Origin of the sequence: Pseudomonas sp. UBA6323 (genome assembly GCF_002439135.1) — a bacterium.
In the GTDB taxonomy this organism is placed as follows: domain Bacteria; phylum Pseudomonadota; class Gammaproteobacteria; order Pseudomonadales; family Pseudomonadaceae; genus Aquipseudomonas.
The window spans coordinates 4327-23323 of sequence record NZ_DJSX01000052.1; the positions used below are offsets into that span (position 1 = coordinate 4327).

Annotated in this window: 22 protein-coding genes; 17 read left to right on the forward strand and 5 right to left on the reverse strand. The window is 64.3% G+C overall.

The window, feature by feature from the left end:
- Positions 1-63: 63 nt before the first annotated feature.
- Complete coding sequence (locus B3P22_RS12060; RefSeq protein WP_296271115.1) at positions 64-558, reverse strand: DUF4124 domain-containing protein; 495 nt, start codon at positions 556-558, stop codon at positions 64-66.
- A gap of 322 nt (positions 559-880) precedes the next feature.
- On the opposite strand from B3P22_RS12060, the gene mgtE reads away from it, so the two are divergent.
- Positions 881-2323 carry a magnesium transporter gene (mgtE, locus tag B3P22_RS12065; RefSeq protein WP_296271116.1) on the forward strand — a complete coding sequence of 481 codons (1443 nt, stop codon included), beginning with the start codon at positions 881-883 and terminating at the stop codon, positions 2321-2323.
- Here mgtE and B3P22_RS12070 read toward each other — a convergent pair whose 3' ends face one another.
- The 3 genes from B3P22_RS12070 to B3P22_RS12080 are packed head-to-tail and all read right to left on the reverse strand — an operon-like array spanning position 2324 to position 3878.
- Positions 2324-2785, reverse strand: coding sequence for a nuclear transport factor 2 family protein (locus B3P22_RS12070; RefSeq protein ID WP_296271117.1), 462 nt, complete (start codon positions 2783-2785; stop codon positions 2324-2326). It abuts the gene before it with no gap.
- Positions 2786-2814: 29 nt separating this feature from the next.
- Positions 2815-3144, reverse strand: a complete 330-nt coding sequence (locus B3P22_RS12075; protein ID WP_296271118.1) for an Atu4866 domain-containing protein — start codon at positions 3142-3144, stop codon at positions 2815-2817.
- Between the two features lie 11 nt (positions 3145-3155).
- The gene (locus B3P22_RS12080; RefSeq protein ID WP_296271119.1) at positions 3156-3878 is read right to left on the reverse strand and encodes an SDR family oxidoreductase; all 723 of its coding nucleotides are present in this window, start codon (positions 3876-3878) and stop codon (positions 3156-3158) included.
- 176 nt (positions 3879-4054) lie between these two features.
- Between B3P22_RS12080 and B3P22_RS12085 the strand changes: the two genes are divergently transcribed.
- The 4 genes from B3P22_RS12085 to B3P22_RS12100 all read left to right on the forward strand — a co-directional run bounded on the left by B3P22_RS12085 (position 4055) and on the right by B3P22_RS12100 (position 8360).
- Complete coding sequence (locus tag B3P22_RS12085; protein WP_419096433.1) at positions 4055-4951, forward strand: AraC family transcriptional regulator N-terminal domain-containing protein; 897 nt, start codon at positions 4055-4057, stop codon at positions 4949-4951.
- Between the two features lie 202 nt (positions 4952-5153).
- Positions 5154-5411 (forward strand): OadG family protein, encoded by a 258-nt coding sequence (locus tag B3P22_RS12090; protein ID WP_296271121.1) that lies wholly within the window; start codon positions 5154-5156, stop codon positions 5409-5411.
- Positions 5412-5434: 23 nt separating this feature from the next.
- On the forward strand, positions 5435-7213 hold the full coding sequence (gene oadA / locus B3P22_RS12095; RefSeq protein WP_296271122.1) for a sodium-extruding oxaloacetate decarboxylase subunit alpha: 1779 nt from the start codon (positions 5435-5437) through the stop codon (positions 7211-7213).
- Positions 7214-7223: 10 nt separating this feature from the next.
- Positions 7224-8360 (forward strand): sodium ion-translocating decarboxylase subunit beta, encoded by a 1137-nt coding sequence (locus B3P22_RS12100; RefSeq protein ID WP_296271123.1) that lies wholly within the window; start codon positions 7224-7226, stop codon positions 8358-8360.
- Positions 8361-8438: 78 nt separating this feature from the next.
- Here B3P22_RS12100 and B3P22_RS12105 read toward each other — a convergent pair whose 3' ends face one another.
- Positions 8439-8771, reverse strand: coding sequence for an Arc family DNA-binding protein (locus B3P22_RS12105; protein ID WP_197858131.1), 333 nt, complete (start codon positions 8769-8771; stop codon positions 8439-8441).
- A gap of 380 nt (positions 8772-9151) precedes the next feature.
- On the opposite strand from B3P22_RS12105, the gene phnC reads away from it, so the two are divergent.
- From phnC to phnN, 12 genes are all read left to right on the forward strand, one after another.
- Positions 9152-9976 carry a phosphonate ABC transporter ATP-binding protein gene (gene phnC / locus B3P22_RS12110; protein WP_296271124.1) on the forward strand — a complete coding sequence of 275 codons (825 nt, stop codon included), beginning with the start codon at positions 9152-9154 and terminating at the stop codon, positions 9974-9976.
- Between the two features lie 54 nt (positions 9977-10030).
- A complete protein-coding gene (gene phnD / locus B3P22_RS12115) occupies positions 10031-11032 on the forward strand; it encodes a phosphonate ABC transporter substrate-binding protein (protein ID WP_275544656.1) in 1002 nt (333 codons plus the stop codon).
- An 82-nt stretch (positions 11033-11114) separates the two neighbouring features.
- A complete protein-coding gene (gene phnE / locus B3P22_RS12120; RefSeq protein WP_296271125.1) occupies positions 11115-11906 on the forward strand; it encodes a phosphonate ABC transporter, permease protein PhnE in 792 nt (263 codons plus the stop codon).
- Between the two features lie 20 nt (positions 11907-11926).
- On the forward strand, positions 11927-12649 hold the full coding sequence (gene phnF, locus B3P22_RS12125) for a phosphonate metabolism transcriptional regulator PhnF (RefSeq protein ID WP_296271126.1): 723 nt from the start codon (positions 11927-11929) through the stop codon (positions 12647-12649).
- 11 nt (positions 12650-12660) lie between these two features.
- Entirely contained in the window at positions 12661-13110 is a 450-nt protein-coding gene (gene phnG, locus B3P22_RS12130) for a phosphonate C-P lyase system protein PhnG (protein WP_197858136.1), read from the forward strand.
- On the forward strand, positions 13110-13721 hold the full coding sequence (gene phnH / locus B3P22_RS12135; protein WP_296271127.1) for a phosphonate C-P lyase system protein PhnH: 612 nt from the start codon (positions 13110-13112) through the stop codon (positions 13719-13721). Before phnG ends, phnH begins: the two co-directional genes overlap by 1 nt.
- The gene (locus B3P22_RS12140; RefSeq protein WP_296271128.1) at positions 13721-14797 is read left to right on the forward strand and encodes a carbon-phosphorus lyase complex subunit PhnI; all 1077 of its coding nucleotides are present in this window, start codon (positions 13721-13723) and stop codon (positions 14795-14797) included. Before phnH ends, B3P22_RS12140 begins: the two co-directional genes overlap by 1 nt.
- Entirely contained in the window at positions 14797-15666 is an 870-nt protein-coding gene (locus B3P22_RS12145) for an alpha-D-ribose 1-methylphosphonate 5-phosphate C-P-lyase PhnJ (RefSeq protein WP_296271129.1), read from the forward strand. The genes B3P22_RS12140 and B3P22_RS12145 overlap by 1 nt, the downstream gene beginning before the upstream one ends.
- The gene (phnK, locus tag B3P22_RS12150) at positions 15663-16472 is read left to right on the forward strand and encodes a phosphonate C-P lyase system protein PhnK (RefSeq protein ID WP_161866385.1); all 810 of its coding nucleotides are present in this window, start codon (positions 15663-15665) and stop codon (positions 16470-16472) included. Before B3P22_RS12145 ends, phnK begins: the two co-directional genes overlap by 4 nt.
- A 187-nt stretch (positions 16473-16659) precedes the next feature.
- On the forward strand, positions 16660-17376 hold the full coding sequence (gene phnL, locus B3P22_RS12155; protein WP_296271130.1) for a phosphonate C-P lyase system protein PhnL: 717 nt from the start codon (positions 16660-16662) through the stop codon (positions 17374-17376).
- The gene (locus tag B3P22_RS12160) at positions 17366-18511 is read left to right on the forward strand and encodes an alpha-D-ribose 1-methylphosphonate 5-triphosphate diphosphatase (RefSeq protein ID WP_296271131.1); all 1146 of its coding nucleotides are present in this window, start codon (positions 17366-17368) and stop codon (positions 18509-18511) included. Before phnL ends, B3P22_RS12160 begins: the two co-directional genes overlap by 11 nt.
- Positions 18511-18997 (forward strand): phosphonate metabolism protein/1,5-bisphosphokinase (PRPP-forming) PhnN (gene phnN, locus B3P22_RS12165; protein WP_296271132.1); only part of this gene is annotated, 487 nt, incomplete at its 3' end. The genes B3P22_RS12160 and phnN, both read left to right, overlap by 1 nt.

Here is an 18997-nt window from a genome sequence, read left to right on the forward strand (position 1 = left end):
AATCCTCCTGAGTCCGCCATACCGAAAGGGCCTGCAGCAATGCAGGCCCTTTTTCTTTGCGTGTCATTTCTTCACGCAGCCGGCTTCGTCGAAGCTGACCTGCCGGCTGTTGCCGCCCTTGCGCTTTTCGCGATAGTGGTAGCGCTGCTGCCCATTGCTGGCGGTGACTCTGTCCGGTTTGCCCAGGCTGCTTTCCACGTCACTGCGGCTCATGCCTGCTCGGATTTCCTTGCGGATGATTGCCTGGCGCCTCTCGCTGCTGCTCAGCAGGTTGCCGCAGCCATCGTCCTGCTGGCCGACGATCACCAGTTCGCCGGAGTTTGCGTTCGTCGTCGCCTGACGCTTGCCGGGGTCGGCCAGCGGGACGGGTTTGCCGCTGCTGGGCGTATGGTTGCGCGCATCCTGCAGATGCTGTTCCTGATCGCTGGTGCAGCCGTGCCGGGTGAAGGTGACATGGCCGTCAGCATCCACGCAGCGGAACACGCTGGCGGCCGAGCTGTCTTCAATAAGGGAGAGTAGCGCAGCGGCGAATAGCGCTGCCAAGTGCGGTCCTCGCATAGGTCGTCCTCCATGACGTTACACATTTCAGGTTAGATCGTTTTTTTGCTCACGCCAGAGTGTCTTGGCATTGAAGGCTGGCGTCGCATAGCCAGGTTTTCATGCGGGATTGAAGTTTGCGATGCAAGCGATTGTTCTTGCCGCGCTTTTGTCACGTACAAAGCTGTTTCGCGGTGTTATCATTCGCCGCGTCAGCCCCGCCGGGGCTTGTGGAATACCACCATGGACTTACCCAGTAGTTACTCAATACTCCCCTCGCACAATCGTGTAAGACCTGATTGATCCCCTTTGGCGTGCCCGCCAGCTGGGGGTGGAGCGCGCTATGACTGAAGTAGAAGCCAAAAAGCCGCAAGAGAGCCTGCAGGATCGCCTGGCCCAGGTGATCGAACTGCTGCATCGGCACAAGCTGGTCGAAGACCTGACCCATCGTCAGGAAGGCCAGCATCACGACCGTGTCGAAAACCTGGTCCACCGGCAGAATCTCGCCGAGCTGCAGCGCAAGCTCGATGATCTGCACCCCGCGGATATCGCCCACATCCTCGAAGCCCTGCCGCTGGATGAGCGTCTGACCGTCTGGCAACTGGTCAAGGCCGAGCGCGACGGCGACATCCTGCTCGAAGTCTCTGACGCGGTACGGGAAACGCTGATCGCCGACATGGACGATCACGAGATTCTTGCCGCAGCCAAGGATCTGGACGCCGACGAACTCGCCGACCTGGCGCCGGAGCTGCCGCGCGACGTCGTTCATGAGTTGATGGAATCGCTCGACGCCCAGCAGCGTGAGCGCGTGCGTTCGGCCCTTTCCTACGAGGAAGACCAGGTCGGTGCGCTGATGGACTTCGAGATGGTCACCATCCGCGAAGACGTCGGCCTGGAAGTGGTGTTGCGTTACCTGCGCCGCCTCAAGGAGCTGCCGGGCCATACCGACAAACTGTTCGTGGTCGATTACGACGGCGTGCTAAAGGGCGTGCTGCCGATCAAGCGTTTGCTGGTCAACGATCCGGATAAGCAGGTCGGCGAGGTCATGGCCGACGATCCGGTAAGCTTCCACCCCGATGAGGACGGCTACGACGCTGCGCAGGCGTTCGAGCGTTACGACCTTATCTCGGCGCCGGTGGTGGACAAGAACGGCAAGCTGATCGGCCGTCTGACCATCGACGAGATGGTCGATCTGATCCGTGAGGAAAGCGAAAGCGAAGTGCTGAACATGGCCGGTCTGCGCGAGGAGGAAGATATCTTCGCCTCGGTGTGGAAGTCGGTACGCAACCGCTGGGCCTGGCTGGCGATCAATCTGGTCACGGCGTTCCTCGCCTCGCGGGTGATCGGCCTGTTCGAAGACTCGATTGAAAAACTCGTGGCGCTGGCGGCGCTGATGCCTATCGTTGCCGGTATCGGCGGCAATTCCGGCAACCAGACCATCACCATGATCGTGCGCGCAATGGCGCTGGATCAGGTCAGCACCGGCAATACCAAGCGCCTGCTGCGCAAGGAGCTCGGGGTTTCGTTGATCAACGGCATCCTCTGGGGCGGGGTGATCGGGGCCGTCGCCTATGGGCTCTACGGCAGCTGGTCGCTGGGCGTGGTGATGACTGCAGCGATGACCCTCAACCTGTTGCTGGCAGCGCTGATGGGGGTGCTGATCCCCATGACTTTGGCGCGCCTGGGGCGCGACCCAGCCATGGGGGCCAGTGTGATGATCACCGCCATGACCGACAGCGGTGGCTTCTTCATCTTCCTGGGGCTGGCGTCGATCTTCCTGATGTAATCAGTTCATCAGCTCGACCAGCCGCCAGGTATCGAGAAAGGCCGTGACCCGGGTGATCCGGCCATTCTCCAGTTGCATGTGCCAGGAGTAGCTGTTTTCGTAGCGACTGCCGTCTCTGGCGGTCGCCTGGCCATCCCAATGCACGACCACGTAAGGCCCCTGCGCCACGATCTGGCGCACGGTGGGGGCGATGGGCGTGGCCAGTTTGTCGGTGATGGGTTTGACTGCATCTTCCATGAATGCCTCGCGCGTGCGGTAAGTCCCCGAGTACGGGCTGCTGCCGGCCACGACCCAGACGGCGTCATCGGCCAGCAACTGGAAGATGCCGCCTTGTCCGGCGCGCCAGTCATCGAAGGCTTTCTGAATCAGGGCCTGATTGGCCGCGGTGTTGTCACTCGCCCAGGTCGGCAGGCAGAGCAATACGCTGAGCAGTAGCGCGGCGACAGCTTTTTGCATGTTCATAAGCTTCTTTCCTTGGCTGGTGGGTTGCCTTACTCGTCAGTTGCAGTGCTCTTGCGACGCAGCACCATGCCGCCGTGGTAGAGCACGTCGTCGATGAACTCACCGTCAGCGGTAAAGTCGGTGTCGTCGACATAATCGATGTGGTTGCCAGTGACTCGGTAGCTGCCCTGGTAGGCGCTTTCGCGGTTCCCGCGTGCCTCGTCATAACGGCCGTTGGCCAATAGCTCATGGCGGACATGGCCATCGTCCGTTACCCACATGCCCACGTAGGGATGTGGGCTTTCCGCTTCCGCGCTTGCCGCGCCGGGTAGCAGGGCGCCGCTGATCAGCAGCGCCGCAAGGCTGTTCTTCGCTGGCATATTCACCTCCATCAATAAGGGCTGGCGGTCGGGCGCACGATGACTTCACTGACATCGACATCGTCGGGCTGCTCGACCGCATAGGCCACTGCGCGGGCAATGGCGTCCGGTGTGATGGCGATACGGCGGAAGGCCTTCATCGCGTCGCGGGCGCTGGCGTCGGTGATGCTGTCGGCCAGCTCGGACTCGACCACGCCCGGGCAGATGGTGGTGACGCGGATGCGCTCGTTTTCCTGGCGCAGGCCCTCGGAAATGGCCCAGACCGCGTATTTGGTGGCGCAATAGACCGCGGCGGTCGGTGATACCGCATGGGCGCCGATGGAAGCGATGTTGATCACCTGGCCGCGCCCGCGTTGTTCCATACCCGGCAGCACGGCGGCGATGCCATGCAGCACGCCGCGTACGTTGACATCGATCATGCGGTTCCACTCGTCCACCTTCAGGGCGTTGAGCGGTGACAGTGGCATGACCCCGGCGTTGTTGATGATGACGTCAACGGGGCCGTGCTGTGTCTCGGCATGCTCCACGAAGGCCTGCATGTCATGCAGTTGGCTGACATCGAGGGTACGGCACGAGGCCTGTTGACCCTGGGCCTGCAGTTCTTCTACCAGTGCCTGCAGGCGTTCGATGCGGCGGGCACCGAGGACCACCTGGTGGCCCTGGCTGGCGAGGTGTCTGGCGATGGCTTCGCCGATGCCGCTGCTGGCTCCGGTAATGAGGATGACTTTGCTCATGTCGGTCTCCACTTGGGTGATGGAGATTCCATGCTAGGCACGTGGGCGCCGCCTGCTAAGTCTCGTTACTCTTTCGATATTGCCTGTTTCTATTGACTGCTTCCTACAATGTGCCGGTCTTCCTCAAGAGCGGGTGGCAGAATATGAGTGCGAATTCCGAGAGCATGAAGCGGCGCATGGTCGAGCTGATGCTGCGCCTGGCTCCCGAAGAGGGGTATACCGCGGCGCAACTGGATGGCGTCACCTTCATGCGCTCCAACCGGCCGCTTCCGGTGACGCCGGCGCTGTACGAGCCGAGCATCGTGATCGTCATCCAGGGGCGCAAGAGTGGGCTGCACGACGGCAATCTGTACGTTTACGATGCGCAGCACTATCTGGTGCTGGCGCTGCCCTTGCCGTTCGCCATCGAAACCGAGGCGACGGCCGATGAGCCCATGCTCGGTGTGGCACTGCGGGTCGATCCGCTGTTGGTGGCCGAACTGGCGATGGGGCTGGACGAGACCCCGACCCGCGCGCCGGCGACGCTTTATTCCAGCCCGATGGATACGCGTCTTAGCGATGCGACGTTGCGCCTGCTGGAAGCCCTGGCCGACCCCGACGAGGTGCGCCTGCTGGGCCCGTCGATCATGCGTGAGATCGTCTTTCGCGTGCTGCAGGGCGAGCAGGGCAGTGGTCTGCGCGCGACCCTGGCGCAGAACAGTCATTTCGGCCGCATCGCGCGCGTGCTGCAGCGCATACATCGCGATTACCAGGCGTCGCTCGATGTGCCTTCGCTGGCTGAGATCGCCAGCATGAGCGTGCCGGCCTTCCATGTGCACTTCAAGGCCATGACCAGCCGCTCGCCGTTGCAGTACCTCAAGGCCATCCGCCTGCACCAGGCACGGCTACTGATGATTCGCAGCGACATGAGCGCGATCAGCGCGGCGCAGCGCGTCGGCTACGAAAGCCCGTCGCAGTTCAGTCGCGAGTTCAAGCGGCTCTTCGGGCGTACTCCTGGCGACGAGACGCGCCACTTCAAGCAGCTTCTGGCGCTGGCGCCTGCCGTTGATACCGGCGTGCGCTCGGCCTCCTGAGAACCTTGTTCGCAGCGCTTTTCTCCTTCTTTGGTAGTGGAAGGGCAAAAGTCACTACATAAATGACCAATCCAGGCCTTTTGGCGTTTGCTTCAAACGCTTGTTTCAGGCTAAGGTTCGGCAGCTTTGCCCGGGCGCTGACCCTGGGCGCTCCTGATCAATAATGAATGCAGCCCGCGAGCTGCTGGCCAAAGGAGCCAAGATGACCCCCAGTGAACTACTGCTCGAGGGTGTCGAACTCATGCTGTTCGGTATGGGTTTCGTGTTTGTCTTTCTGGTGTTGCTGGTGGGTGTGGTCAGCCTGATGTCGCGCCTGATCGCGACCTTCGCTCCACCCGCGCCAACCCCCGCCGCTTCTTCCCCAGCGCACAGCGCCAAGTCGGCCAGCCATGAGCTGGATGCAGAAACGCTGGCCGCCATTCAATCCGCTATTGCCCAGCACCGCGCGCGTCGCGGTTGATCAGGTTCAGAGGGAGCATCTGTATGACTGCCGTTAAACAAGCACTCGGGATCACCGATGTGGTGCTGCGTGACGCCCATCAATCCATCCTGGCCACTCGCGTACGCCTGCAAGACATGCTGCCGATCGCACCCAAGCTCGATCAGGTTGGCTTCTGGTCGGTGGAGTCCTGGGGCGGGGCGACCTTCGACGCCTGTATTCGCTACCTCGGCGAAGACCCCTGGGAGCGCATACGCGAGCTGAAAAAGGCCATGCCCAACACTCGCCAGCAGATGCTCCTGCGCGGGCAGAACCTGCTGGGGTATCGCCACTACGCCGATGATGTGGTGGAGAAGTTCGTCGAGCGCGCCGCCATCAATGGTGTCGACGTGTTCCGCGTGTTCGACGCGATGAACGACCCGCGCAACCTCCAGACCGCGCTCAAGGCCGTCAAGCAGCAGGGCAAGCACGCCCAGGGCACCATCTCCTACACCACCAGCCCGGTGCATACCCTTGAGATGTGGGTCGATCTGGCCAAGCAGATCGAAGACATGGGCGCCGACTCGGTGGCCATCAAGGACATGGCCGGCATCCTCACGCCGTATACCGCATTCGAGCTGGTGTCGCGCCTGAAGGCCAGCTTGGCCATCCCGATCCACATGCAGTGCCACGCCACCGCGGGGCTGTCATCCGTGGCCATTCTCAAGGCGGTGGAAGCTGGTATCGACAACGTCGACACTGCCATCTCCTCGCTGTCGATGACCTACGGCCACTCGCCGACCGAGTCGGTCGTGGCCATGTTCCAGGGCACCGAGCGCGATACCGGACTGAACCTGGAGCTGCTGGAGGAGATCGCCGCGTACTTCCGCGAAGTGCGCAAAAAATACGCAAAGTTCGAGGGCAACCTCAAGGGCGTCGATTCGCGCATCCTGGTCGCTCAGGTGCCGGGCGGCATGCTCACCAATATGGAAAGCCAGCTGAAAGAACAGGGCGCTCAGGACAAGTTCGACCAGGTGCTGGCCGAGATCCCGCGTGTGCGCGAAGACCTGGGTTTCATCCCGCTGGTAACGCCCACGTCGCAGATCGTTGGCACCCAGGCGGTGATCAACGTGCTCACCGGCGAGCGCTACAAATCGATCACCAAGGAAACTGCCGGCGTGCTCAAGGGCGAGTACGGCGCGGCGCCCGCACCGTTCAATGCCGAGCTGCAGGCGCGCGTGCTCGATGGCGCGCAGGCCATCACCTGCCGTCCGGCCGACCTGCTCGACGCGGAAATGGACAAGCTGACCGCCGAACTCAAGGGCATCGCCAAGGACAAGGGCATCCAGCTTGCCGCCGACGAGATCGACGACGTGCTGACTTATGCGCTGTTTCCGCAGATCGGACTGAAGTTTCTCGAGAACCGCGACAACCCGGCGGCCTTCGAGCCGCTGCCGACCGGTAAGGAAGCTCCCGCCCGTGAGGCCGGCAAGCCCGAGGTCTATACCGTCGAGGTGGGTGGCAAATCTTTCGTCGTACAGGTCAACGAGGGCGGCGATATCGAGGGTATCAAGCCCATCGGTGGCGCAGCGAACGTCGCCGCGGCGCCAGCCCCGGTTGCAGCGGGTGGCGGCGAGCCGCAGGCCGCACCGCTGGCCGGCAACATCTTCAAGGTGCTGGTGCAGCCAGGCCAGGCTGTCGAGGAGGGGCAACTGGTGATCATCCTCGAAGCGATGAAGATGGAAACCGAGATCCGTGCGTTCAAGGCTGGCACCGTCGGCGCCGTCAACGTCAAGGTGGGTGATGCGGTGGCGGTGGGCGACAGCCTGCTGACCATCGGCTGAGGAGCGCATCATGGAAAAGCTGCTCAAGCTCTGGCAGAGCACCGGCCTGTATCACCTGGAGCCTGGTCAGGCCTTCATGATCGCGGTGTGCCTGCTGCTGATCTACCTGGCCATCAAGAAGGGCTTCGAGCCTCTGCTGCTGGTGCCCATCGGTTTCGGTGGTCTGCTGTCGAACATCCCGGTGGCCAACATGGCCGAAGGTGCCGGCTTCCTGCACCTGATCTACGAAGTGGGATTGCCGACCAGCATCTTCCCGTTGCTGATCTTCCTCGGTGTTGGCGCCATGACCGACTTCGGCCCGATGCTGGCCAACCCGAAAACCTTGTTGCTGGGCGCCGCCGCGCAGTTCGGCATCTTCGGCACCCTGATGGGCGCGCTGGCGATCACCGCACTCGGCATTCCCGGCATGGAGTTCACCCTCAAGGAGGCGGCGTCCATCGCTATTATCGGCGGGGCGGATGGGCCGACTTCGATCTTCGTCACCTCCAAGCTTGCGCCTGACCTGCTTGGCCCCATCGCCGTGGCGGCCTATGCCTACATGGCATTGGTGCCGCTGTTGCAGCCGCCGATCATGCGTGCGTTGACCAGCAAGGAAGAGCGCGCCATCGTCATGCAGCAACTGCGGCCGGTGGGGCAGACCGAGAAGATCGTCTTCCCCATCGTGCTGTGCCTTTTGGTGGGTATGTTGTTGCCGGACGCGGCGCCGCTGATCGGTATGTTCGCCCTCGGCAATCTGCTACGTGAATGTGGTGTGGTCGAGCGTCTGGCCGACACCTCGCGCAACGCGCTGATCAATATCGTCACCATCTTTCTCGGTCTGACCGTGGGCTCGAAGCTGTCGGCAGAAGCCTTCCTGCAGCTCAAGACCCTGGGCATCCTGATGCTGGGCATGGTGGCGTTCTGCGCCGGCACTGCGGCTGGTGTGCTGATGGCCAAGCTGATGAACCTGTTCAGCAGCAACAAGGTCAACCCGCTGATCGGCTCGGCAGGCGTATCGGCGGTGCCGATGGCGGCACGGGTATCGAACAAGGTCGGCCTGGAGGCCAACCCGCAGAACTTCCTGCTGATGCATGCCATGGGGCCGAACGTGGCCGGGGTGATCGGCTCCGCTGTGGCGGCGGGGGTATTGCTCAGCTTTGTCGGGTGAAGAGGACGCGGGGTTCGCTCCGCATCTTTCCCCAGCCATAAAAAAACCGGCCTAGGCCGGTTTTTTTATGGCTTCGCTTCAGGCTTCTTCAGCTTCAGCGGCCATTTCCACGTCATGGGCAATCAGAGCGACCAGCGCGTTCTGCTGACGGCGCGACAACTGACGAAAACGCTGCAGCAATTCACGCTCATGGAGGCTCAGTTCGGGGCTGTCGAGACGCAGGCTGAGATCGTCATCCAGAGCGCCTTCCTGCAGCATGCTCTGCTCCAGGCGGGCGATGATTTCAGAGTTCATGCTGCGGTGATGGTTGCGTGCTACATCAGCAATACGCTCACGCATGCCATCTGGCAAGCGAACGACAAACTTGTCAGCCGTGCGGCTGGAATAAATAGCCTGTTTCATAGGGCGCATACATTACCGGTTAGTTCAGGGAGCGATACTGGTAATCAGTGTCGAGATTGTCACCGGTTTGACCGTCTTTCGCACTAGCCGTTCAACCGATATCGCGTTCTGCGTCATTACGACCCGAAGGCCATCTGAACAGTTCCTTGACGCCAAATACGTGGCACATTGTGATCGATGTAACGGCGTTGTGCCAGCACCAGTCGTCAGAAATGAGTAGCAATTGGCACAAGCGTGCATTTCGACGGTTTCCATCCGAAAAACTCCGGCGTGTTCATTCAATCGTCACCCGTATTTCACAGTTCTGACATGGAATCTGCTTAGGTTGGTCTACACCAGATGGCGACTTCCTCGCCTTCTGATCATTGATGATAGTAGAGGGCCAGCACATGAGCGCAGCGATTTTAGTCGACCGCCTGAACAAGAGCTTCGGCCGTAAACAGGCGCTGTTCGACCTGGCGCTGTCGGTGCAGCCGGGTGAGATGGTGGCGCTGATCGGCGCATCTGGCTCTGGCAAGTCGACCCTGCTGCGCCATCTGGCCGGCCTGGCCCGCGGCGATGCCGGCAGCATCGAAGTGCTCGGGCGCCAGGTGCAGGCCGAGGGGCGGCTCAATGGTGACGTGCGCCGTCAGCGCGCCGATATCGGCTACATCTTCCAGCAGTTCAACCTGGTCGGGCGCCTCAGTGTGCTGCAGAACGTCCTGCTCGGCGGTCTGGGCCGGATGCCGCGCTGGCGTGGCAGCCTCAGCCTGTTCAATCCCGAAGAGAAGCAGCGCGCCATGCAGGCGCTGGAGAGGGTGGGGCTGGCCGAGTTCGCCGCGCAGCGCGCTTCCACTCTGTCCGGCGGTCAGCAACAGCGCGTGGCCATCGCCCGCGCGCTGTGCCAGCAGGCCGAAGTGATTCTCGCCGACGAACCGATCGCCTCGCTTGATCCGGAGTCGGCGCGCAAGGTGATGGAAATTCTCGCCGACATCAACCGCCGCGACGGCAAGACGGTGGTGGTAACCCTGCATCAGGTCGACTACGCGGTGCGCTACTGCCAGCGCGCCGTGGCGCTCAAGGGCGGGCGCATTCATTACGACGGCCCCACCGAAAGCTTCAACCCCGATTTCCTCAACGACCTCTACGGCGGTGATCTCGATATCAGCCTGCTGTTGCCGCAAGGGCAGCGCCCGCGTGCCGTGGAACGTCCGCTGACGCTGGCCAAGGCCTGACGTCAGTTTCCTCATTCGAAAAACCAACGCCAACCCGCGACAGGAGTGTGCTCCATGTTCAAACGCATCGGCCAGGTGCTGGCTGCCTCTGCGCTCGTCACCGGTTCCCTGCTGGGCTCGGCCCAGGCCGCCGAGGAACTCAACTTCGGCATCATTTCTACCGAGTCCTCGCAGAACCTCAAGGCCATGTGGGATCCCTTTCTGGCCGACATGAGCAAGCAGACCGGGGTAAAGATCAACGCGTTCTTCGCGCCTGATTACGCCGGGATCATCCAGGGCATGCGTTTCGACAAGGTCGACGTGGCCTGGTACGGCAACAAGTCGGCGATGGAAGCAGTCGATCGCGCCGGTGGTGAAATCTTCGCCCAGACCGTGGCAGCCAACGGTGCGCAGGGCTACTACAGCCTGCTGGTGGCGCATAAGGACAGTTCGATCAACTCGGCCGAGGACATGCTCAAGAACGCCAAGAGCCTGACCTTCGCCAACGGTGACCCCAACTCCACCTCCGGCTATCTGGTGCCTGGCTACTACGTATTCGCCCAGAACAACGCCGACGCCAGCAAGATCTTCAAGCGCTCGCTCAACGGCAGCCACGAGGTCAACGCGCTGTCGGTGGCCAACAAGCAGGTCGATGTCGGCACCTTCAACAGCGAGGGCATGGAGCGCCTGGAAGTGACTGCGCCGGACAAGGCGGCGCAGCTCAAGGTGATCTGGACTTCGCCGCTGATCCCGTCGGACCCCATCGTCTGGCGCAAGAACCTACCGCAGGAAACCCGCGACAAACTGCGCAACTTCTTCATGACCTACGGTGCCAAGCCGGAAGAGAAGAAGGTGCTCGAGGGCCTGCAGTGGGGCCAGTTCAAGCCTTCGGATAACGATCAGCTGCTGCCGATTCGTCAGCTCGAGCTGTTCAAGAAGCGTACCGAAGTGGCCAACAACGACAAGCTCAAGGACGCCGATAAGCAGGCTCAGCTCAAGGAGCTGGACGCCGAGCTGGCCAAGCTCGAGCAGCGCATGGCCGAGCGTGAGAAGCAGGGCGGCGCCAGCGCCGGCTGACCCCGAGAGCCGTCCCGCGAGAGTGGGGCGGCTCTTGAAAAGCTCGCCGCTGAAGCGCCTCCCACTGGATTGAGAGTTACCCATGACCACAATGACCACCGCCACCCCGATCGCCGAGACCAAGCGCAGCTGGCTGCAACTGATCGGCTGGGGCCTGTTCTTCGCCGTGCTCGCCTGGTCCTGGCAAGGCGCGGAAATGAACCCGCTGGCGCTGGTGCGCGATGCCGGCAACATGGCCACCTTCGCCGCCGATTTCTTCCCGCCGGACTTCAGTAACTGGCAGCACTACGTCAAGGAGATGGTGGTCACCGTGCAGATCGCCCTCTGGGGCACGGTGCTGGCCATTCTCTGCGCCATTCCGCTGGGCATCCTCTGTTCCGAGAACATCGTGCCCTGGTGGGTGTATCAGCCGGTGCGCCGGGTGATGGATGCCTGCCGTTCGATCAATGAGATGGTCTTCGCCATGCTCTTCGTCGTCGCGGTTGGCCTCGGCCCCTTCGCCGGCGTGCTGGCGCTGTTCATCAGCACCACGGGGGTGCTGGCCAAGCTATTCGCCGAGGCGGTCGAGGCGATCGATCCGGGCCCGGTCGAAGGCGTGCGTGCCACCGGTGCCAGTGCCTTGCAGGAGGTGATCTTCGGCGTCATCCCGCAGGTACTGCCGCTGTGGATTTCCTATTCGCTGTACCGCTTCGAGTCCAACGTGCGCTCGGCCACGGTGGTCGGCATGGTCGGCGCCGGCGGCATCGGGGTAATCCTCTGGGAAGCCATCCGCGGTTTCCAATTCGCCCAGACCTGCGCGCTGCTGATCGTGATCATCCTGGTAGTGAGCGCCATCGACATCCTGTCCCAGCGCCTGCGCAAGCTCTTTATCTGAAGGAGGAGGAGGGCGCCTGCGTGCGCCCTTTTCAAACGATGAACTTGTCTAGACAAAGCGAACCGCTGTACCGCGAGCTGGCCGCCGTGCTGCGCGAAGACGTGCAGCGCATGAGCCCGGGCGACTACCTGCCGGGCGAGATGCAACTGGCCGCGCGCTTTTCCGTCAACCGCCACACCCTGCGCCGCGCGGTGGACGAGCTGGTGCTCGAAGGCCGCCTGCTGCGCCGTCAGGGCAAGGGTACCCAGGTGCTGGCCAAGCCCCTGGTGTACCCGGTGGAGGCGGGCAGTGCCTTCAGCCAGTCGCTGTCGGCGCTCGGCCACCGTGTCGAGGCGAAGCTGATCGAGCGCCTGCCCCGTACTGGCAGCAGTGAGGAATGTCGGCATCTGCAATTGTCCGACGGCAGCGAGCTGATCGAGCTGACCACCCTGCGTCTGCTCGAGGGGCAGCCGCTGAGCCTGATCCGCCACCGCTTCTGCGCCAGCCTGGCACCACAGTTGGCTGACTACCAGGGCGGTTCGCTGCGCCAGTACCTGGCCGAGCGCGACCTGCCGCTGACGCGCACCTTCAGCCTGATCGGCGCGCGTCTGCCCAGCCGCGAAGAGGCGGCGCATCTGCTGATGCCGCGCCACGCGCCGCTGCTCAGCGTGCTCACTTTGTCCCGCGATCCCGCTGGTCGGGCGGTGGAGTTGGCGCAGTCCAGCAGCCGCGCCGACCGCTTCCAGTACCAGGTAGCGACCTGATGGAGACCCGCATGAACGAAACCGACCCGAACATCGCCGCGCGCCAGCGCTGGATGGGCGTGCTGGCCCGTGCCGGCAGCGCCCTCGATGCCCACGAGGCGGCGCTGAAAGACAGCGCCTACCAGCTGATCCGCGCCCCCGAGGTGGGCATGACCCTGGTGCGCGGGCGCATGGGCGGCACAGGCAGCGCCTTCAACCTGGGCGAGATGACCGTGACCCGCTGCGTGGTGCGCCTGGCCGACGGCCGCACCGGCTACAGCTACCTGGCCGGCCGTGACAAGCGCCGCGCCGAACTGGCCGCCCTGGCCGACGCCCATCTGCAGGGCAGCGACCAGTCACGCTGGCTCGCCGACCTGATCGAACCGATGGCTCACCAGCAGCGCGAGCAGCGCCTGGCCCGGGCCGCCCGCAGCGCCGCCACCCAGGTGGAATTCTTCACCCTGGTCAGAGGAGAGGACTAATGACTACGCCGCACAGCTCGCACTGGCTGCAACCGGCTTTCGACAACCCGGTGCTCGATGCCCAGGTCAGCTTTCGCGCTGCCCTCGGCGCCCTGGCCGAACCGGGCCTGCCGCGCGCCATGGACCGCGCCCATGCCCTGGGCGACCTGGCCCCGGCCACCTATGGCCTGTGCCTGGCCTTTCTCGACAGCGACACGCCGCTGTGGCTGGCCCCGCGCTTCGATACGCCGCTGATCCGCGCCAACTTGGCCTTCCATTGCGGCTGCCCGATCGTCGCCGAGCGCGAGATCGCCCTGTTCGCCCTGCTCGATGAGAGCGAACTGGATGATTTGTCGGACTTCGATAATGGCAGCGAGCGCTACCCGGATCAGTCCTGCACGCTGCTGATCCAGTTGGGTGATCTGCACGCTGGCCGGGCCCTGCGCTGGCGCGGCCCGGGCATCAAGGACGTGCGCAGCGTGAGTCTGCCGCTGCCGGCCTCGTTCTGGCAGCAGCGCCAGGCGCGCAGTGCCTTTCCCCGTGGCTTGGATTGCTTCTTCGCCGCACGCGGTGAGGTGATCGGCCTGCCGCGCAGCACCCGCGTGCTGATCGAAACCGAGGAGGCTGCCTGATGTATGTCGCCGTCAAGGGTGGCGAACGCGCCATCGACAATGCCCATCAACTGCTGGCCAGCCGTCGCCGTGGTAATACCTGCGTCGCCGAACTGGGCGTGCAGCAGATCCGCCAGCAACTGCCGCTGGCTGTGGCCCGCGTGATGAGCGAAGGCTCGCTGTACGACGAGGAGCTGGCCGCGCTGGCCATCAAGCAGGCCGCAGGCGACCTGATGGAAGCCATTTTCCTGCTGCGCGCCTACCGCACCACTCTGCCGCGTTTCGGTGCCAGCGAGCCGCTGGATACCACGAAGATGCAGCTGCAGCGGCGCATCTCCGCCACCTTCAAGGACCTGCCCGGCGGTCAACTGCTCGGCCCAACCTTCGACTACACCCACCGCCTGCTGGACTTTGCCCTGCTGGCCGAGGGCGACTATCCGGCGCCAGAAGCGGCTGTTACCGATGAGCCCAGGCCTTGTCCGCGAGTGCTGGATTTTCTCGCAGGCGAAGGTCTTATGGCCCGCGAAACGGACGACGGCGCGCCGGTGCCCGACATCACCCGCGAGCCGCTGGCCTTTCCCGCCAGCCGCGCCGAGCGCCTGCAGGCATTGGCCCGTGGTGACGAAGGCTTTCTTTTGGCCCTCGGCTATTCGACCCAGCGCGGCTACGGTCGCAACCACCCCTTTGCCGGGGAAATCCGCATCGGCGATGTCGAGGTGTGGATGACGCCCGCCGAGCTGGGCTTCGCCGTGCCGCTGGGCGACATCGAAATCACCGAGTGCGAGATGGTCAACCAATTCGTTGGTGAACGTGCCGAGCAGGCGCAGTTCACCCGCGGCTACGGCCTGGCCTTCGGTTACGCCGAGCGCAAGGCCATGGGCATGGCCCTGGTCGATCGTGCCCTGCGTGCCGGCGAGTACGGCGAGGAAGTGCAGGGCCCGGCACAGGAGGAGGAGTTCGTGCTGATGCACTGCGACAACGTCGAGGCTGCCGGCTTCGTCTCGCACCTGAAGTTGCCGCACTACGTCGACTTCCAGGCCGAACTGGAACTGATCCGCAAGCTGCGCCGCCAGGCGTCGGCAGAGGAGAACCGCTGATGAACCTTTCCACTGCAAGCGGCGCCCGCGAGGCGTCGGCCTATAACTTCGCCTATCTCGATGAGCAGACCAAACGCATGATCCGCCGTGGCCTGCTCAAGGCAGTGGCGATCCCCGGCTACCAGGTGCCTTTCGGTGGTCGTGAGATGCCGCTGCCCTACGGCTGGGGCACCGGTGGCATGCAGCTGACTGCGGCCATTCTCGGTACGGACGACGTGCTCAAGGTGATCGACCAGGGCGCTGATGACACCACCAATGCGGTGTCGATCCGCCGCTTCTTCGCCCGCACCGCCGGCGTCGCCACCACCGAGCGTACGCTGGAAGCCAGCGTGATCCAGACCCGTCACCGCATCCCGGAAACCCCGCTGTCGGCCGGGCAGATCATGGTCTACCAGGTGCCCATCCCCGAGCCGCTGCGCTTTATCGAGCCGAGCGAGCAGGAGACGCGGACCATGCATGCGCTGGAAGACTACGGCGTGATGCACGTGAAGCTGTACGAGGACATCGCCACCTTCGGCCATATCGCCACTGCCTACGCCTACCCGGTGACGGTGGACGAGCGCTACGTGATGGACCCGTCGCCGATCCCGAAATTCGACAACCCCAAGCTGGACATGAGCCCCGCGCTGATGCTGTTCGGCGCCGGCCGCGAGAAGCGCCTGCACGCGGTACCGCCCTTTACCCGGGTGGTCAGCCTGGACTTCGAGGATCACCCCTTCGCCGTGCAGCGCTGGGACGAGTGCTGCGCCTTCTGCGGCAGCAGCGAGTCCTTCCTCGACGAGCTGATCGTCGACGACGCCGGCAGCAAGCGCTACGTCTGCTCCGACACCGACTACTGCCGCCAGCGTACCGAGGAGAACCTGCAATGAGCGCCGCCGAACCTCTGCAACCTGCCGTGACAGCGGCCGAGCCGCTGTTCTCGGCGCGCGACCTGACCCGCCTGTACGGCCCGGACAAGGGCTGCCAGGGGGTGAGCTTCGACCTCTATCCCGGCGAGGTGCTGGGCATAGTCGGCGAGTCCGGCTCGGGCAAGTCCACCTTGCTCAGCCTGCTCTCCGGGCGCTGCCCGCCGGATCGCGGCAGCGTGAGTTATCGCGCGCGCAGCGGTCAGTGGCTCGACCTGTACAGCGCCAGCGAGGCCGAGCGGCGCACGCTGCTGCGGACCGAGTGGGGCTTCGTCGAGCAGAACCCGCGTGACGGCCTGCGCATGGCGGTATCGGCCGGCGCCAACATCGGCGAGCGACTGATGGCTCAGGGCGTGCGCCACTACGGCGAGCTGCGCGCCGCCGGGCTCGACTGGTTGAGCCAGGTGGAGATCGACCCGGCGCGTATCGACGACCTGCCGCGCACCTTCTCCGGCGGCATGCAGCAGCGCCTGCAGATCGCTCGCAACCTGGTTTCCGCGCCGCGCCTGGTGTTTATGGACGAGCCGACCGGGGGCCTCGATGTTTCGGTTCAGGCGCGCCTGCTCGACCTGCTGCGTGGCCTGGTGCGCGAGCTGGACCTGGCGGTGGTGATCGTCACCCACGACCTGGCGGTGGCGCGCCTGTTGGCCGACCGCCTGATGGTGATGCGCCGCTCGCGCGTGGTGGAGGCGGGGCTGACCGACCAGATTCTCGACGACCCGCAGCATCCCTATTCACAGCTGCTGGTGTCGTCGGTGTTGCAGCCTTGATGACGCCCCGCAATTGCCAACCCGTAGCCCGGATGCAATCCGGGAAAACCGTGCCAGCCATCCCCGGATTGCATCCGGGCTACGACCAGTAGCAACAACGCGCCTGTAGGAGCGAGCTCTGCTCGCGAACCCGGGCCTCCAGAGGCTTCGCGAGCAGAGCTCGCTCCTACGGGGCAGAGAGGATCGAATGAACAACCTGATCGAGGTCAGCGGCCTCAGCAAGACCTTCACCCTGCACCAGCAGAACGGCGTCGTCCTGCAGGTGCTGCGTGACCTGAATTTCGCCGTGCGCGGTGGCGAGTGCCTGGTGCTGCATGGACAGTCCGGCGCCGGCAAGTCGACCCTGCTGCGCACCCTGTACGGCAACTACCTGGCGGCCGGCGGCAGCATCCGCATCCGCCACCAGGGCGAGCCGGTGGAGCTGGTCGGCGCCGAGCCGCGCCAGGTGCTGGCAGTGCGCCGGCAGAGCCTGGGTTACGTCAGCCAGTTTTTGCGGGTGATCCCGCGCGTGTCGACCCTGGACGTGGTGCTGGAGCCGGCGCAGGCCCGCGGCTGGACGCGCAGGGACGCCGAGGCGCGAGCCAAGGCCCTGCTGAGTCGCCTGAATATCCCCGAGGCGTTGTGGCAGCTGGCGCCGGGCACCTTCTCCGGCGGCGAGCAGCAGCGCGTCAATATCGCCCGCGGCTTCATGGTCGAGTGGCCGGTGCTGTTGCTCGACGAACCCACCGCCTCGCTGGACGAGGCCAACCGTCAGGTGGTGCTGGAGCTGATTGCCGAAGCCAAGGCGGCCGGCAGCGCGCTGATCGGCATCTTCCACGACCGCATCGCCCGCGAGGCGGTGGCCGACCGTTACCTCGACATGAGCGCCGCCGCGGCGCAACCGGAGTACGTCTATGTCGTCTGAACAGATTCTCAGCAACGCTCGTATCGTCACCGCTGAGCGCGAGTTCCTCGGCACCCTGTTGCTGCGCGACGGGCTGATCGCCGCGGCGGACGAGGGCGCCAGTCGCCTGCCGCAGGCCCAGGACCTGGGCGGCGATTACCTGCTGCCGGGGCTGGTGGAGCTGCACACCGATAACCTGGAAAAACACATGAGCCCCAGGCCTGGCGTGGATTGGCCTTCGGCCTCGGCGGTGCTGACCCACGACGCGCAGATCGTCGCCGCGGGCATCACTACGGTGTTCGATGCGCTGTCCATCGGTGACATCAACCCGCGTGGTCGGCGCATGCAGCAACTGCCCGCGATGATCGAGGCCATTGCCGCCAGCGAGGCGGCGGGGCAGACGCGCGCGGAGCACCGCCTGCACCTGCGCTGCGAGCTGTGCCACCCCGATGCCCTGACCATCTACCGCGATCTGGTGGAGCACCCGTTGGTGGCGCTGGTGTCGGTGATGGATCACTCACCCGGCCAGCGCCAGTTCGCCAAGGTGGAGAAGTACCGCGAGTACTACATGGGCAAGTACCACTTGAGCCCGGCGGAGATGGAGGAGTTTCTTCAGGAACAGATCGCCAACTCGCGCCAGTACAGCGACCGCCAGCGTCGCGCCATCGTCGAGGACTGCCATTCCCGCGGTATCTCGGTGGCCAGCCATGACGATGCGACCCTGGCTCACGTGCAGGAGTCAGCTGGTTTCGGCATGGCTATCGCCGAGTTTCCTACCACCCTGGAGGCCGCACGCGCCAGCCACGAACTGGGGCTGAAAGTACTGATGGGGGCGCCGAACGTGGTGCGCGGCGGCTCGCACTCGGGCAATATCGCCGCCGCCGAACTGGCGTGCCACGGTGTGCTGGATATCCTCTCCAGCGACTACTACCCGGCCAGCCTGCTGCACGCGGCCTGGCTGCTCGCCGGGCAGGACAACGACTATGATCTACCAGCGGCCATCGCCACCGTGAGCCGCGCGCCGGCCAGGGCGGCCGGACTGGATGATCGCGGCGAGATTTGCGTCGGCCTGCGCGCCGACCTGGTGCAGGCCAGGGCGCATGGTGAGCAGCCGGTGATCCAGCAGGTGTGGCGCCAAGCGCGAAGGGTATTCTGATGCAGGGCAGGTTGATCTATCTGATGGGGCCGTCGGGCTCGGGCAAGGACAGCCTGTTGCAAGCCGCACGTGCGCCGCTGGAGGCGCACGGCTGCCGTTTCGCCCGGCGGGTGATCACCCGCAGCGCCGAGTCCGTCGGCGAGGACGCGCTGGGCGTCACCCCGGCGGAGTTCGAACGCCTGGAAGGCGAGGGCGCCTTCGCCCTGAGCTGGCGCGCCAATGGCCTGGCCTACGGCATCCCGCGCGAGATCGATGATTGGCTGAGCGCCGGCCAGGATGTGTTGATCAACGGTTCACGCGGCCATCTCGACGCCGCCCGCCAGCGCTATCCGCATCTTGTGGCTGTTCTGCTGCACGTCGAAGAAGCGGTGCTGCGCCAGCGCCTGCTGGCCCGCGGCCGCGAGACGCCGGAGCAGATCGAGCAGCGCCTGGCGCGCAGCCGCGAACTGCAGGCCAGCGTTGCTTCCTCCCCTCTCCCGCTTGCGG

What these genes read in the sequence shown, in the direction of transcription:
- B3P22_RS12060 (WP_296271115.1), bottom strand. Translation starts at nt 558, where the DNA reads ATGCGAGGACCGCACTTGGCAGCGCTATTCGCCGCTGCGCTACTCTCC.
- mgtE (WP_296271116.1), top strand. Translation starts at nt 881, where the DNA reads ATGACTGAAGTAGAAGCCAAAAAGCCGCAAGAGAGCCTGCAGGATCGC.
- B3P22_RS12070 (WP_296271117.1), bottom strand. Translation starts at nt 2,785, where the DNA reads ATGAACATGCAAAAAGCTGTCGCCGCGCTACTGCTCAGCGTATTGCTC.
- B3P22_RS12075 (WP_296271118.1), bottom strand. Translation starts at nt 3,144, where the DNA reads ATGCCAGCGAAGAACAGCCTTGCGGCGCTGCTGATCAGCGGCGCCCTG.
- B3P22_RS12080 (WP_296271119.1), bottom strand. Translation starts at nt 3,878, where the DNA reads ATGAGCAAAGTCATCCTCATTACCGGAGCCAGCAGCGGCATCGGCGAA.
- B3P22_RS12085 (WP_419096433.1), top strand. Translation starts at nt 4,055, where the DNA reads ATGGTCGAGCTGATGCTGCGCCTGGCTCCCGAAGAGGGGTATACCGCG.
- B3P22_RS12090 (WP_296271121.1), top strand. Translation starts at nt 5,154, where the DNA reads ATGACCCCCAGTGAACTACTGCTCGAGGGTGTCGAACTCATGCTGTTC.
- oadA (WP_296271122.1), top strand. Translation starts at nt 5,435, where the DNA reads ATGACTGCCGTTAAACAAGCACTCGGGATCACCGATGTGGTGCTGCGT.
- B3P22_RS12100 (WP_296271123.1), top strand. Translation starts at nt 7,224, where the DNA reads ATGGAAAAGCTGCTCAAGCTCTGGCAGAGCACCGGCCTGTATCACCTG.
- B3P22_RS12105 (WP_197858131.1), bottom strand. Translation starts at nt 8,771, where the DNA reads ATGCGCCCTATGAAACAGGCTATTTATTCCAGCCGCACGGCTGACAAG.
- phnC (WP_296271124.1), top strand. Translation starts at nt 9,152, where the DNA reads ATGAGCGCAGCGATTTTAGTCGACCGCCTGAACAAGAGCTTCGGCCGT.
- phnD (WP_275544656.1), top strand. Translation starts at nt 10,031, where the DNA reads ATGTTCAAACGCATCGGCCAGGTGCTGGCTGCCTCTGCGCTCGTCACC.
- phnE (WP_296271125.1), top strand. Translation starts at nt 11,115, where the DNA reads ATGACCACAATGACCACCGCCACCCCGATCGCCGAGACCAAGCGCAGC.
- phnG (WP_197858136.1), top strand. Translation starts at nt 12,661, where the DNA reads ATGAACGAAACCGACCCGAACATCGCCGCGCGCCAGCGCTGGATGGGC.
- phnH (WP_296271127.1), top strand. Translation starts at nt 13,110, where the DNA reads ATGACTACGCCGCACAGCTCGCACTGGCTGCAACCGGCTTTCGACAAC.
- B3P22_RS12140 (WP_296271128.1), top strand. Translation starts at nt 13,721, where the DNA reads ATGTATGTCGCCGTCAAGGGTGGCGAACGCGCCATCGACAATGCCCAT.
- B3P22_RS12145 (WP_296271129.1), top strand. Translation starts at nt 14,797, where the DNA reads ATGAACCTTTCCACTGCAAGCGGCGCCCGCGAGGCGTCGGCCTATAAC.
- phnK (WP_161866385.1), top strand. Translation starts at nt 15,663, where the DNA reads ATGAGCGCCGCCGAACCTCTGCAACCTGCCGTGACAGCGGCCGAGCCG.
- phnL (WP_296271130.1), top strand. Translation starts at nt 16,660, where the DNA reads ATGAACAACCTGATCGAGGTCAGCGGCCTCAGCAAGACCTTCACCCTG.
- B3P22_RS12160 (WP_296271131.1), top strand. Translation starts at nt 17,366, where the DNA reads ATGTCGTCTGAACAGATTCTCAGCAACGCTCGTATCGTCACCGCTGAG.